We start from the raw sequence: 15,788 nt of genomic DNA, 5'->3' as shown, positions 1-15,788 counted from the left end.
ATTATCTAACAGGAATTAAAATATAACGTCCATCTAAGTCATTAAAGTAGATGTCGTATGTTCCTGGCTCAACAGGAATGTTAGGTCCATCTTGAGTACCTTGACCTGTAAGTTCAGTATCAGAACCCCAGTTAACAGCCCAGTCATCATTTGCACGGAACTTCATAAAACCACTAATTAAACTTACGTTTGTGATGCTCCATTTATGAGGATCAAATGTGCTTTGAACCATATCTGTATCAGATCCCCATCCTGTAGGAGTTCCATCTCCAATTATTCCTACCGAAGTATAGGTAGTTGCACTTGCTCCATTTGCATTAGGAGCAATACTGAAACTTGAAGATCCTTGAGATGAGTTAGTTACACCTGTAATGTCGATAGTGAAATCGTAGTAACCATCTGCTGGAATTGAGAATACTCCTGGATCAGATCCAGCACCATCGTTAAGACCTACAGCTCCATTGCTTTCACCATATTGCGGTTGCCAGAATCCAGGAGAAGTTAAAATTTTAAATGCATCACCTACAAAGTATCCTGAGTAATAGAAAACGTTGTCGTTTGCTGGATCTCTGTAAAGAGCAGGATTATCATTATCATTATTCCATCCTGGGGCAGTTGCTGCACCTACTAGATATAAGTCAGTAAATGGGTATGCAGAAAATGGAGTAATAATAGCATTTACTAAATTTGAAATAACAGGTTCGACAGCAGGATCTGCTACTGATGCTACTAATCTGATAGAATAGTTTCCTGGTGTAGCATGTTCACCACCTAGTTGAGTTGCCGCATTATTTAAAGTGCTGTAAAGAATGGCTAAATTATTCTCAGTAGTAGAACCTATTACTTGTGGCGCACTAAAATCACCGTTTTCCACGTCCATTTGTAACTCGTAATTAACCTGAACTGGAACTTCCATTTCTAAATCATTCCAAACAAATCTTTCTGCTAGAGTATTACCGTTTGTTTCTGTAACTTCAAAGTTGACAACGTCTGGCGATAGCATTACTTCTCCGCTAGGAGCAGTATTGATTGTGAATTCTTCACTGTCATTATCTTCACATGATATGATTCCTGCAATAGCAAGGAATGCAAACATTATAACTGATATTTTTTTCATCATTAATTATATTAAAGGTTAGTAACCTGGATTTTGGTTTAAATTAGGGTTAAGACTTACTTCTTGAGCAGGTATAGGAAGAATGTTTCTAAATGGAGCTGTCGTCGTTCCACTTTGTACGTTTCCTTTCCAAGTCCAAACTTTTCCTGTAGTAAATTGGTTAAAACGAATTAAATCCTGTCTTCTGTGTGTTTCCCAGTGTAATTCTCTGGCTCTTTCATCAAGAAGGAAATCTAAATCTATATTGCTCGCGCTTATGTTACCACTTGTATTTCCATAAGCACGCTCTCTAAGTTGGTTTATATATCCTTCAGCAGTGTTGATGTCACCACCAGAACCACCTCTTACAACTGCTTCTGCATACATCAAATACGCATCTGCTAGTCGGTAAACAGGGAAATCGATATCAACAAAGTCACCAACTGGATCACTACCTGCCACACCATTTACTGTAACATTTCGGAATTTTTCGATGGCATAACCATCTTTAAATCTTCCAACATCTTGAATTTCTAATTCTTGATCATCGGTAAAGAATGCCTCGCGGCCATCAGCGCTATTTTCCATTCCAGGAAACAATTCAACAAATTCTTTTGTGGTTCTTATTCCACCCCAACCACCGTTCACACCAAAGTTGGCAGCATTCATATCACCACCTATAGGCGCATGAGTAAGGTAAGTAGTACCTCCAAAGGTTTGAGTGTTTAATCCATCAAAATTGATGGTCCAAATAAATTCATTTTGGCTACCATTTGAATTGTTGTCTGCAAGAAACAAGTTATGATAAGGATCTGAAGGAATTGAATAGCCAGCTCCAATTACTTTGTTAAGTTGAATAATGGCGTCATCATATCGTGCATTACCAGTATAAACTTCACTATTCAAATAAATTTTAGCAAGTGTCATCCAAAGAGCTCCCTTATCTGCTCTTCCATATTCATTAGCTCTAGCATCAACCATTTGATCTTCAATAGCAACTAACTCGGATTCAATGAAGTCAAATAACTCTGTTCTTGACTTTACTGGAGGAAAAGCCGCTGGATCACTATTCTCATCTGTAAAAGGCATTTGACCAAAAAGGTCCATACCGTGATAATAGGAGTAAGCTCTTAAGAATCTTGCCTCCGCTCTGTATTCAGCAACATCAGCTCTTAAGTCTGCAGGAATGTTGTATTCGTCCAGTTTAGCATCGGTACTAAGTCTAAGGAACTCATTACAAACTGCTATTTGATAATTAATTCTTGAGAACATGGCGTTGATAAATTCATTACCATCTGTCCAAACATGCCAGTGTAGATCCTTAATCGTACCGTCGTTCCATGCGATTATAGCTTCATCAGTAGTTAGCTCTTGCATGTTCCAGTATAATCTTAGGTAATTTGAAAAACCACCATCGATACCACTAATATCAGCGTCACCATCTCCACCTGCTTGCCCACCAACTGCTAACCCGGCATAAGCCTTTGCAATTAGTCCTCGGTATGTTGCAGGATCTTGAAATAGCTGTTGTTCTGTTAATCTGTTATCTCTAGGCTCTACTGTCAAAGCATCATCACATGCTGTGAAAGCTAGCATTCCTACAAATAACAAGATTATCGATTTGTACATTTTCATATTCTTGCTTTATTGAGTTATTTAATATTGAAGTTTAATCCAAAAATCAAACCTCTGTTTCTTGGAAATAAATTGTTATCTATACCACCGAATACTTCAGGATCTATCCCATCGTAATCTGTAATTACAAATAAATTAGTACCTGTAACAGAAGCTCTTACGTCAACTTTGTCGCCTGGGAAGTTGTATCCTAACGAAATGTTATCAAGTTTTAAGAAATCAGCTTTTTGAACATAGTAATCTGAAAACAAGCGTTGTTGACTAAATTCTGTGTTTTGAATATCAATCGGTGAATTTAGATAAATAGGGTTCTGAGTGTTGCTTGGGAAAACGCTACCAAAGTTTGCTGCATTTGACGCAACGTTGTTATAGTTATAGCCACCAGCAGCACCCCTGAAAGTAAAGTTTAAATCGAAGTTTTTATAGTTTACTCTAGATGAAAAACCATAGTAAACATCGTGGTTAGCTTTTTTATATCTTATACGATCAGCATCGTTGATAATTCCGTTTTGATCAACGTCTACAAAAACTCCATCTAAAGGATTGCCATCTTGATCGTACACTTGACGGAATACATGGAAAGTAGTTGGGTCTGATCCTACAGCCCATTCCTGAATGTTATTACCTGTTCCACCAGATATTCCACCTACTTGTACAGGTTCATTTGTCGCACCAGCTAGGTCTGTAATTTCAATTTCTTGGAAAGTAACATTACCACTAACATTCCAATTAAAGTTTTCATTACGTATTACGTCAAGTGCTGCACTAGCTTCAATACCTCTACTCAATGTAGATCCTGCGTTTTGAAAACTACCATTCTCTAATCCACCAGCTGGTAGCGGTCCGAATAAAAGAAGGTCACTAGTTTCTCGATAGAATGCATCAACCGTACCAGTTAAACGGTCATCAAAGAATCCTAGATCGATACCAACGTTATACTGATCGGTTGTTTCCCATTTAAGGTCAATAGCTCCTTCAGGACGTATAGTTTGTACAAAATCATTCCCAAACTGTACTTGTGCTTGATTTTGACCTGGAGTAAATACAGATAAAAAGGCAAATGACACAGGAATATCTTGTTGTCCAGTTTGTCCATAACCTCCACGAATCTTAAGTCTTGAAATAACTCCACTATTTTGAACAAAATCAGTGTTAGTTAATTTAATAGCAGCATTGGCACCATAAAAGTTTGCCCAACGGTTGTTTTCTGAAAATCGTGAACTTCCGTTTCTAGAGTAACTACCAGATAAAATTAATAGATCTTTAATGTCGAATGTAGCACGAGCAAAACCGGTTACCAAGGTAGTTTCATTTACTGAGAAAGGATTGTCTTGAAATCCGGTGTTTGTAAGTGTTCTACCGCTATCGGCACGGTAGAAGTCCTGATAACTACCACCTATAGTAAGATCCATTTTAGTGTCAATTGCATCAATAGCTCGTTTATAATCTAATCGACCATCAAGCAATTGGTTTCTTCTTATCCCATTGTTGTAATTTTGACTTGCAAATCTGTCTCCAGCTCCAGAATTAGCATCTCTTATAGAGTAGCTGTCATATTCATTGTAATCGATACCTGCGTTACCTACAAATCTTAAACCTGGGATTTGGCTGATTTTATAATCCAAGTTCATGTTTAAACGAGCTTGTGAATTGTCATTTTGAGCATCCAGACTATTTAATAAACCTAATGGGTTACGTGGCGCATTTGGTTCTGGACCAGTACTGTTAGTGAATTCAAAATAACCACCATAAATATCATTACCGCTAAAGATAGGTTGAGTAGGGTCAAAAACAACCGCAGCACCTACAGCACCAGCATCAGCAAATCGACGTTCCTCTTGAGAAAGTTGTGATGTGAATGTTAGTTTTACGTCATTGTTAAATCTATGAACTGCGTTTAGACTCAAAGACAATCTTTCGTATCCAGATTTTAAAAGAGTACCGTTCTCATTAGTATAACCTAATGACGCACGTACTGAGGTTTTTTCAAAACCTTTTTCAGCTGTTATATTGTGAACAGCTCTAGTTGCGTTTTGATAAATAGCGTTTTGCCAGTCTGTATTTGCATCACCTAGTATTGATGTATCACGGCCTTGATCCTCTACCAATTGTCTGAATTCTGTTGCATCTAGTACTTCAATATAATTTTGAACCTTTTCAACAGCATATTGAACTCCATATGATAATCTTAAATCGCTATTAAGTTTCGCTTTTTTAGTAGTTATCAGGATTACACCATTTGATGCTCTATTACCATAAATGGCAGTTGCACTGGCATCTTTAAGAATAGTGAATGACTCAATGTCATTTGGGTTAATAGAATTAAGATTTGCATTTTGTTGATCTAGTGGAACACCATCAACTACTATAAGAGCATCTGCATTTCCTCCAAGTGTAGAACCTGGGCGTACTCTTATAACTGGTCCATCTCCAGGACTACCACTAGCGGCTGTTACTTGTACACCAGCTGCCTTACCAGCAATCAATTGTCCCGGTGAAACAATGGCACCTTTATTAAATTCTTCTGAGTCTACAGTAGTTTGAGCTGCGGTAACATTAGCTTTTGTAGTACTACCGTATCCTATTAAAACTACAGTGTCTAATTCTGAAGGACTTTCCTCCAACGCTGCATTGATGGTCGATTGACCGGTGTAAGCTACACTTTGCGAGGTGTAACCCAGGTAAGTGAAAACGATAACTGCTCCATCGCTCACATTATTAAGGGTGTAATTTCCATCAAAGTCGGTAGAGGTTCCATTTTGTGTACCTTCTACGACAACCGATGCTCCTAAAATTGGGAGTCCGGTTTGAGCATCTGTAACTTTCCCTTTTACAACGCTTTGTGCTAGCGCAATAATTGGAAACAATAGGGCAAGTAATGCTATTTTAAAATTTCTAATCATGAATAATGGTTTGAATTAGTATTGAATCTTCTTCACACACGCCACGAAATTATGTAAACATAATGTTAAGAGAACGTTTTCGTTCTGTGATTTTACGAAAACGTTTTCGGCTCGTTATAGTGTTATTTTATCATTATATTTAGGTGGAATTTACGCTTTCGCGAAAGCGTAACACCTTATATTAGCATAATCGTAAAGAACTACCAGTAATTGTTTAAGTAGCATGGCTCAAAAATTAACGCTAAAAAAAATAGCTCAAGACCTTAAAGTTTCCATTTCAACAGTTTCTAAAGCTCTAAGGGATTCTTATGAAATAAGTGAGGAGACTAGAAAAAAAATTCAGGAATATGCTAAACAGTATAATTACAAGCCTAACAGTATAGCCCTGTCCTTAAAAAATCAAAAGACGAAAAAAATAGGGATTATCATCCCTGAAATTGTGCATCACTTTTTTGCAACTGTTATTTCTGGTGTAGAGCATGTTGCCAATGAAAAAGGTTATCAAGTGATTATTTGCCTAAGTGGTGAAAGTTTTGATAAGGAAGTAGTTAATATGGAAATGCTGGCAAATGGAAGTATTGATGGATTTATTCTAAGTCTATCTAAAGAAACAATGTCAAAGCAAGATTTTCACCACTTGCGAGAGGTGATTAATCAAGGAATGCCTATCGTAATGTTTGATCGTGTTGCCGATGATATTCCTGGTGACAAAATTATTATTGACGATGTAACAGCTGCTAGTGAGGCAACGGACTTCTTAATGCGTAAGGCTAAAAAGAATGTAGGTATATTAAGTACAGTAGATTATGTCAATGTAGGGAGATTGCGTACACAAGGATATTCAGAGGCTTTAATGAAACGCGGTGTAGAGGTGAATCAAGATCTTATTTTGAAAATTGAAGACATTGATCATTGTGATGAATTGATAGAAAAGTTTATAGATAATAATCCATCATTAGATGGTATAGTGGCTGTGAATGAGTTGTTTGCAGTAACGGCTAGTAAAATACTATTACGCAAAGGAAAAAGAATCCCAGATGATGTCGCTATAGTTGCTTTTACTGATGGTATGTTGTCTAAATACTCTAACCCATCTCTTACGACCATAGGTCAAAATGGGTACGAAATGGGTGGAATTGCAGCGGCTAAATTAATTGATAGATTAGAACAAGATCAAAAAGATGAGGAACGCTACGAAACCGTTATCGTAAAAACTTCTTTAATAGAAAGGGAAAGTACACCTTAATAAAGTAGATTTGTATTGTTTATGTTTTTACATAAATACAGACTTATTTTCTTCACACACACCAAGATAAGTCTAACAAATAAAATAGGCTTGTCGTTTTAAATTAAAATTAAACGATATGCAAAAACCTAAATTAGGTTTCTGGGATATCTGGAACATGAGTTTCGGATTTCTCGGGATACAATTTGGCTTTGCTCTGCAAGGCTCAACCATGTCACGTATTTTTGAAACTCTAGGAGCTGATAAAGATAATATTCCATTTTTATGGATAGCAGCACCACTTGCTGGTTTGATCGTTCAGCCTATTATTGGGTATTTAAGTGATAATACTTGGCATAAAACCTTAGGTAGAAGAAGGCCTTTCTTTTTACTAGGTGCAATTTTAAGTTCTATCGCATTGCTTTTTATGCCTTACTCTAGTGAGGTATGGATGGCTGCCGGACTTTTGTTGGTGTTAGATGCTTCTATCAATATTTCAATGGAGCCCTTTAGGGCGCTGGTAGCAGATAAGCTTCCAGAATCACAGCGCAGTTATGGGTTTGTAGTTCAAACGTTGATTATCGGTGTGGGAACTTGGGTAGCAAGTAACCTTCCTAAATTCATGAATGATATTTTCGATATCTCAAATGAAGCAGCACCAGGTGTCGTTCCAGATTCAGTAAAAGTAGCTTTTGGAGTAGGAGCGTTAGTGTTTATTGTGTCAATTCTAGTAACAATTTTTACAACCAAAGAATATTCTCCTGAAGAAATGGCTGCCTTTAGCGACTCCGAACCTGAAGAGGAGAAAAAAGGAATGTTTGCTACAATCCTATCTACTTATGCATTAATGCCTAAAATAATGAAAAAGTTAGGTGTTGTGCAGTTCTTTTCTTGGTTTGCGTTTTTTGCTATGTGGACCTTAGCAAATCCTGCTTTAACTAGTCATGTTTATAATGCCCCAAAACCTGATATTAAGAAATACGCTCAGGTCGATGAGGATGGCGAGGTTTTGAGAAACTCGAATGATACTATAGAGTTTACTAGTGTACAAGCAGAATTAAATTATAAAGAAGCAGATAAGGCATATAATGAGGCTAGTGATGATGTGGGAAGTAAAATGGGAATCTACGGATTGACTTCAATGATTTTTGCTTTACTCTTAACCTTTTATACTGCTTATAATAGTATAAACCGCAAGTATGTTCACATGATCAGTTTGCTCGCAGGAGCAGCAGGTTTCCTTATTATGTTGTATATACCTGGTAAACCGGTCATGCTTAATCTTTCTTTCGGTCTTATAGGTATTGCTTGGGGTAGTATTTTATCAATGCCTTATGCAATGCTTTCTAGTTCTGTCGAGGCTAGTAAAATGGGACTTATGATGGGTGTGTTTAACATGTTTATAGTGATTCCTCAAATTATAGCAGCAGTAGGTGGAGTAGTATTACTACAAAATATGATAGGAGAAGAAGCTATCCACTCAATGACAATAGCAGGTATATTTTTAATTCTTGCCGCATTCTCAAATTTATTAATAACAAACAAAAAGGCGATTACTTATCAGCCATCCATTACCAATGAATAAAAAAGCATTCATATTTGATTTAGACGGCGTTGTAGTTGACACTGCAAAATTTCACTTTGTAGCATGGCAACGACTAGCGGCTGATATCGGTATAAATTTTACAGAAAAGGAAAACGAGCAACTAAAAGGAGTTTCTAGAGTTGACTCGCTTAAAAAAATTCTAGAATGGGGTAATAAAACATTGCCGCAAGAAGAGTTTGATGAAAAATTAATAGAAAAAAATAATCAGTATCTCTCTTTAATCGAAGGTCTCTCGGTAAACGATATTTTGCCAGGAGTGCATTCTTTTTTATTGGATTTAAAGGCAAAATCTCAACCTATTGCTTTAGGTAGTGCCAGTAAGAACGCTCGTCCTATTCTAAAAAAGTTGGGAATAATAGACCTATTTGATGTTATCGTTGATGGGACTAACGTAACCAAGGCAAAACCAAATCCAGAAGTCTTTTTGAGTGCTTGCAGTCAACTAGGATATAAGGCTGCAGATAGTATCGTATTTGAAGATAGTCAAGCAGGAGTTCAAGCTGCAAATACTGCCGGTATGATATCAATTGGATTGGGAGATCAAACAAACTTAAATGAAGCCGATGCTGTTTTTCAATCCTTTGAAGAAATGCCATCGGATTACATAAAAACACTATTGAATACACAGAAATAATGAATCAAGAGTATATTAAACCAGATGCGTGGTCGATTATAGAAGAAGGATGGAGTCCTTCCATGGTTAAATCAAGCGAAAGCCTTTTTTCCATTGGAAACGGTGCAATGGGACAAAGAGCAAATTTTGAAGAACAATATAGTGGTGATACATTTCAAGGTAGTTATGTAGCAGGAGTGTATTATCCAGATAAAACAAGAGTAGGCTGGTGGAAAAATGGTTACCCAGAATACTTTGCCAAAGTATTGAACTCTCCTAATTTCATAGGAATAGATGTTTTTATAGACGGTTTACCTCTAGATCTTGCACAAGTTCAAGAAGTGAGAGAGTTTAGGCGTGAGCTTAACATGAAAGAAGGTTGGTACGAGCGCAGTTTTATAGCTCAAATTTCTAATGACAAAGAAATCAAGGTTGAATCACGACGTTTCTTAAGTCTTAAACACGATGAATTAGGAGTTATAAATTATAAAGTAACTGCAGTTAAAGGAAATTTAAGCATCACCTTCCAACCGTATATAGATGCTGGTATCACAAATGAGGATTCAAATTGGGACGATGCGTTCTGGGCTATTGAAGAATTATACTCAGATCAACATCAAGGTATGATACGCAGTCGCACTAATAAGACGAATTTTCACGTAGCAACCTACATGCAGTCAGAATTGCTCAAAGATGAGGAACACATTCAATACGCCACTCATCTAGATCAAAACGATACAACCGTGCGTCATGAAGCTAGTGGTGATATCGCTCAAGGCGAAAGCTTAACTTTAAGAAAATATGCAGGTTATGTAAGTAGTCTTAATCATAACAAATACGAATTGTTTGATGCAAGTAAAAAAATACTAGCATTAGCAACTGAGCATGGTTACGAAAAGCTGTTTAATGAACAAGTAGCAGAATGGTCTAATATTTGGGAAATGGCAGATATCACTATTGATGGTGATTTAAAGGCACAACAAGGTATACGTTTCAATATTTTCCAGTTAAATCAAACTTATTTAGGTAAAGACAGTAGGTTAAATATTGGTCCTAAAGGATTTACAGGTGAAAAATATGGAGGCTCGACCTATTGGGATACTGAAGCATATTGTATCCCATTTTATATGGCGACAAAGGATCAACAAGTAGCTCGTAATCTATTAAAATACCGATACGATCAATTAGATAAAGCAATAGAAAATGCAGAAAAACTAGGCTTTACAAATGGTGCTGCTCTTTACCCGATGGTAACTATGAATGGTGAAGAAAGCCATAATGAGTGGGAAATCACTTTTGAAGAAATACACCGTAACGGTGCCATGGTATTTGCAATCTACAATTATGTACGTTATACAGGTGATTACAGTTATGTTCCAGAAATGGGGCTAGAGGTCATGATTGCAATTGCCAGGTTTTGGCATCAACGAGCTACATTTTCTCAAAAAGCTGGTAAGTTCATGATATTAGGAGTTACTGGACCTAATGAATATGAGAATAATGTTAACAACAACTGGTATACCAACTACATTGCAAAATGGTGTATTGACCAAGCTGTTGAACATTTAGACAAGGTGAAAGACGGTTACCCAGAAGATTATGACCGTATTATAAGTCTAACAAAACTTACTGGATCAGAGCGTGCTTCTTGGCAAGAAGTTTCTGATGGTATGTACTTTCCATACGATGAAGAATATGGAGTATACCTACAACAAGATGGATTTATGGATAAGGAGATTATTCCTGTTTCAAAATTACATCATTCACAACGACCTATAAATCAAAAATGGTCGTGGGACCGTATACTTCGCAGTTGTTACATCAAACAAGCCGATGTGCTTCAAGGATTCTATTTCTTTGAAGATCATTTTTCTAAGGCAGAACTTGAAAAGCATTTTGATTTTTATGAGCCACTTACAGTTCATGAAAGTTCGCTTTCTCCATGTGTACACAGTATTCAGGCTGCAAAACTTGATCGCATGGATCAGGCTTACGAGTTCTACTTACGTACCTCTAGACTAGATCTAGATGATTACAATAAGGAAGTTGAAGAAGGCTGTCATATCACTAGTATGGCAGGAACCTGGATGAGTATTGTAGAAGGTTTTGGTGGATTACAAATTAAGGATGACACACCTCATTTTACCACTAAATTACCTAAGGAATGGGCAGGTTTTTCATTCAAAATAAATTTTAGAGATCAAATTTTAAATGTACAAGTGACCCAGCAAGGAACTCAAGTGCAGCTTAAAGGCGATCAACCGCAGGATGTAGTTGTCAACGGTAAAAAAATAACCCTACAACCACAAGTCATCACCGCTTAATGATGAATTAGCTTAACCGAACCTAGTCCTTGAATGGGCTAGGTTTTTTATTTTTCGAATTATGATTAGACTGAAACAAGTTCATATTGTAAGTTTATTATTTGTGATTTTCGCTTTCGCGAAAGCGATCTCACAACAATCATCCATAGACCGCATTGAACCACCATTCTGGTGGGTAGATATGGAACATGCCGAGGTTGAGGTATTGTTTTATGGACAAAATATTGGAAAAGCTGAGGTAAAAAGTGATTTACCAATCCTTAAAATACGAAGAACTGAAAACTTGAATTATCTCTTCGTTACATTTGACACCACAAATCAAAATCATGGAGAATACGCTATCACCATGAATGTAGGAGACACTTACTTCACCTCTAAATATGAACTCAAGCAACGCAGTCTAAATTCAAAGCATCGAAAAGGTTTTGATAGCAGTGATGCCATTTATCTTTTAATGCCAGATCGATTTGCCAATGGAAATCCAGAAAACGATAGTCATCCAGAAACTACCGAAAAACTAAATAGAAGTTTTAAAGGTGGTAGACATGGTGGTGATATACAAGGTATTATTGATCACCTAGATTACATTAGTGATTTGGGAGCTACCGCAATATGGAGTACTCCATTATTAGAGGATAATGATAAACAGTATTCCTATCATACCTATGCACAAAGTGATTTATATAAAATTGATCCTCGCTATGGTACCAATGAAGATTATAAACGATTAGCCAGTGAAGTGCATAAGCGTGACATGAAATTGATTATGGATTACGTGACAAATCACTGGGGTGCAACGCACTGGATGATGCAAGATTTACCAACGGCGACATGGATTCATCAATTTGATGATAACGACGGTAAGGAATTTCCAGTTCCTGGATATGCAAATTCTAGCTATAGACAAACCACACAAATGGATCCAAATAAATCTCAAATTGACGATACCTATGCTGAGAAAGGTTGGTTTGTAAGTACCATGCCAGATATTAATCAAAGTGAACCATTAGCTCTAAATTATCTTATCCAAAACGCTATATGGTGGATTGAGTATGCAGGTTTAGATGGATTTAGAGTAGATACCTATTCCTATAATGAAAAGGAAGGAATCGCAGACTGGACCAAAGCTATCATGAAGGAATATCCGTATTTTAATATTGTAGGAGAAACCTGGATGCATGATCAATCACAAATAGCCTTTTGGCAAAAGGATAGTCCTATAGGAGCTATTCAAAGTTATAATTCAGGATTACCTAGTGTTATGGACTTCACTTTACACGATGCAATTATGAAAGCATTTAAAGAGAACGACCAGCAATGGGATAAGGGAATGGTAAGAATTTATGAGAACTTTGTAAATGATTTCCTTTATGCAAATGTCAACAATATTTTACTATTCGCTGGTAATCATGATACAAATAGAATCAATGGTGATGGATTATATGATGGCGATGTAAATAACTATAAACTGGCTTTGACACTAGTTCTTACCGCTCGTGGAATACCTCAAATTTATTATGGCGATGAAATAGGTATGGGAGGAAATCGTGATACCAGTGGTGATGGCGATATACGTCGTGACTTCCCTGGTGGCTGGCAGGATGATGAAGTGAATGCCTTTAAAAAAAGAACAAAGTTCCAAAAGCCATTCTATGAATTTACTAAAAAGCTGTTGAATTATAGAAAAGGAAAACCTGTTCTACACGACGGTAAGTTTTTACATTTTGTGCCAGAAAACAATTGTTATGTATATTTTAGATACTCTGATTCTAGCAGAGTAATGGTGGTGATCAATAACAATCCTGATAAAGTAACTTTAAATTTAGATAGGTTTAAAGAAGGATTACAAGATGTTAATGAAGGTCTAGATATACTCTCGGGAAAAAAGATAGATCTGGGAAATACGTTATCTGTTACAGGTAAAACTAGTATGGTCATCGATCTTGATAAACCTGAAAAAGGACCTCGCTTTTTCTAACAAAATAATAAAAATTTAAATGACACTCGTGTCTTTTACTAAACCAAAAACTATGAAAAATTTAATTTATGTATTGCTGGTTTTTCTTTTCGTAAGTTGTTCATCAAACGAAAAAGAGCAATACGATACTAGATCAAGTGTCATAAAAACCATTACCACTCCTATCTATGCTGGTCAAGATAAAACCGAAGTGGTTTTGACTGACTACATTACTGATGTTACTATTATTGATAGTATTTCCTATGGTAATGGTGTAACTGGTGAAGAAATAGTCGATAACATTGCAAGTATTGAGATTGTTCTAGAAGAAAACGCACCGTTTGTATCATTGATTACTTTATGGACTGATGGAATACGCAATGATATTCCTGTCTATAAGTCAATGTCTAAAACTATACCTATCAATTATTATGGTGATGCTAATAATGAAAACGTACAGCTTAAAGGAGAATTTACCAATTGGGCGCCTGTAGATCTTGAAAAAGAAGGTGATAGATTAGTCTATCATGCTACTGTTCCACAAGGAAAGTTTCAATATATTTTCATGAAAAATGGACAGGAGGAACTGCTTTCAGGTCAGGAGGAAAATGTGGTAAGTAATGGAATGGGTGGCTTCAATCGAGTGCTAGATAATAGTCGTAAGGCTGCTCCAGCCAGATTGCAATACGGTGAAGTAATTGAAAATGGTTTTACCTTTAATACAACAGGTCAACTAGATAATGTTCTTGTTTTATTTGAAAACCAACTTATAGATTTTCAAAAAGAAGGAAACAGGTACCAAGTTAAATTGCCAAAAAAAGATTTTACAAACAATATTCACCATACACAACTAGTTCGCGTTTTTGCAAGCGATAATAATGGTCGCTCAAACGATTTATTGATTCCTGTTCAGGATGGTCATGTGGTAACTGAGCCTTCTAGATTAACTCGCAGCGATTTTCATAATCAAGTACTTTATTTTATGATGGTAGATCGCTTCCTAGATGGCGATACGAGTAATACAAAACCAGTTGATGATCCAGAGATATTACCACAAGCAAATTATAAAGGTGGAGACCTTGCAGGTGTGCTTCAAAAATTAAAAGAAGGTTATTTCAGTAAAATGGGAATCAATACCATATGGCTGTCACCGATTACTCAAAATCCTGAAGGAGCCTATGGTCTATGGCCAGAGCCTAAAACTAAATTTAGTGGTTATCATGGATATTGGCCTGTGTCTAATACAAAAATTGATTATCGATTTGGTGATGAGAAAACTTTGAAAGCATTGATTGACGAGGCTCACAAGCAAGATGTTAATGTTGTACTAGACTATGTGGCAAATCACGTTCATAAAGAACATCCGGTTTATCAAGAACACCCAGAATGGGCTACTGATTTATATCTGCCAGACGGCAGTTTAAATACTGAAAGATGGGACGATCATAGATTAACCACTTGGTTTGATACGTTTATGCCTACGCTTGATTTAGAGAATCCCGAGGTGACTGAGGTTATGGTTGACAGTGCCTTGCATTGGGTGACAAATTATCAATTGGATGGTTTTAGACACGATGCTACAAAGCATGTTCCAGAGCTGTATTGGCGTACATTGACTAAGAAAATTAAAGAACAAACAAATAGACCTATATATCAAATTGGAGAAACTTATGGATCCTACGACCTTATACGCAGCTACGTGAGTACCGGTATGTTGGATGCACAATTTGATTTCAATATGTATGATGCAGCTGTTTCCGCTTTCGCGAAAGCGGACAATTCCTACGGCAATTTAACCGAGATATTACAAAAAGGTCTCGACTATTACGGTTACCACCATTTAATGGGGAATATCTCGGGTAATCAAGATCGTGCTCGATTTATAAGTTACGCAAGTGGTGATGTGAAATTTGAAGAAGACGCTAAAGCTGCTGGATGGACTCGCGATATAGGTATGAGTGATGAATCATCTTATGGTAGACTGGCAATGTTACACGCTTTTAATATGACGATTCCAGGAGTTCCAGTAATTTATTATGGAGATGAATATGGTAGTATAGGAGCAAACGATCCAGATAACCGTAGAATGATGAAATTTGATAATCTATCAAGCAATGAACAAGAACTTAAAAATCAAGTAAAATCACTTGTGTATTTACGACGTAATTCGATGAGTCTATTGTATGGTGATACCGAGATTTTATCAGATGCAAATGGTATATTAGGAATAAAAAGAACTTATTTCAAAGAAACAACCTATATATTCTTTAATGAAAATAAGATTTCATTAAATGCTTACAAGCGCAATGACAAGGAAGAGGTGAAAATTGTGATCAATGGTATAGAAGACCCAAATTACATACAGGTAAAGCCTCAATCCTTTACAATCGTGCAAACTAAAAAGGCACCAATAAAACAATAATCGGAAT

9 protein-coding genes are annotated in these 15,788 nt (G+C 36.5%); 6 read left to right on the top strand and 3 right to left on the bottom strand.

The window, feature by feature from the left end; translation table 11 throughout:
* Window position 1 precedes the first annotated feature (1 nt).
* The 3 genes from BST91_RS09670 to BST91_RS09660 are packed head-to-tail and all read right to left on the bottom strand — an operon-like array spanning window position 2 to window position 5,634.
* The gene (locus BST91_RS09670) at window positions 2-1,117 is read right to left on the bottom strand and encodes a SusF/SusE family outer membrane protein (RefSeq protein ID WP_169709776.1); all 1,116 of its coding nucleotides are present in this window, start codon (window positions 1,115-1,117) and stop codon (window positions 2-4) included.
* Window positions 1,118-1,135: 18 nt separating this feature from the next.
* Window positions 1,136-2,731 (bottom strand): RagB/SusD family nutrient uptake outer membrane protein, encoded by a 1,596-nt coding sequence (locus BST91_RS09665; protein ID WP_042279669.1) that lies wholly within the window; start codon window positions 2,729-2,731, stop codon window positions 1,136-1,138.
* Window positions 2,732-2,748: 17 nt separating this feature from the next.
* Entirely contained in the window at window positions 2,749-5,634 is a 2,886-nt protein-coding gene (locus tag BST91_RS09660) for a SusC/RagA family TonB-linked outer membrane protein (RefSeq protein WP_085775260.1), read from the bottom strand.
* Window positions 5,635-5,857: 223 nt separating this feature from the next.
* On the opposite strand from BST91_RS09660, the gene BST91_RS09655 reads away from it, so the two are divergent.
* From BST91_RS09655 to BST91_RS09630, 6 genes are all read left to right on the top strand, one after another.
* The gene (locus BST91_RS09655) at window positions 5,858-6,880 is read left to right on the top strand and encodes a LacI family DNA-binding transcriptional regulator (RefSeq protein ID WP_042279671.1); all 1,023 of its coding nucleotides are present in this window, start codon (window positions 5,858-5,860) and stop codon (window positions 6,878-6,880) included.
* Window positions 6,881-6,998: 118 nt separating this feature from the next.
* On the top strand, window positions 6,999-8,444 hold the full coding sequence (locus BST91_RS09650) for an MFS transporter (protein ID WP_085775259.1): 1,446 nt from the start codon (window positions 6,999-7,001) through the stop codon (window positions 8,442-8,444).
* Window positions 8,437-9,099, top strand: a complete 663-nt coding sequence (pgmB, locus tag BST91_RS09645; RefSeq protein WP_060523840.1) for a beta-phosphoglucomutase — start codon at window positions 8,437-8,439, stop codon at window positions 9,097-9,099. The genes BST91_RS09650 and pgmB overlap by 8 nt, the downstream gene beginning before the upstream one ends.
* Entirely contained in the window at window positions 9,099-11,402 is a 2,304-nt protein-coding gene (locus BST91_RS09640) for a glycoside hydrolase family 65 protein (RefSeq protein WP_085775258.1), read from the top strand. Before pgmB ends, BST91_RS09640 begins: the two co-directional genes overlap by 1 nt.
* A gap of 61 nt (window positions 11,403-11,463) precedes the next feature.
* Complete coding sequence (locus BST91_RS09635) at window positions 11,464-13,380, top strand: glycoside hydrolase family 13 protein (protein WP_085775257.1); 1,917 nt, start codon at window positions 11,464-11,466, stop codon at window positions 13,378-13,380.
* 52 nt (window positions 13,381-13,432) lie between these two features.
* Window positions 13,433-15,781 carry an alpha-amylase family glycosyl hydrolase gene (locus BST91_RS09630; RefSeq protein WP_085775256.1) on the top strand — a complete coding sequence of 783 codons (2,349 nt, stop codon included), beginning with the start codon at window positions 13,433-13,435 and terminating at the stop codon, window positions 15,779-15,781.
* The last annotated feature ends 7 nt before the right edge of the window (window positions 15,782-15,788 follow it).

The organism is Nonlabens tegetincola (genome assembly GCF_002117085.1).
Classification (GTDB): domain Bacteria; phylum Bacteroidota; class Bacteroidia; order Flavobacteriales; family Flavobacteriaceae; genus Nonlabens; species Nonlabens tegetincola.
This window is presented reverse-complemented; position numbering and strand designations above follow the sequence as displayed.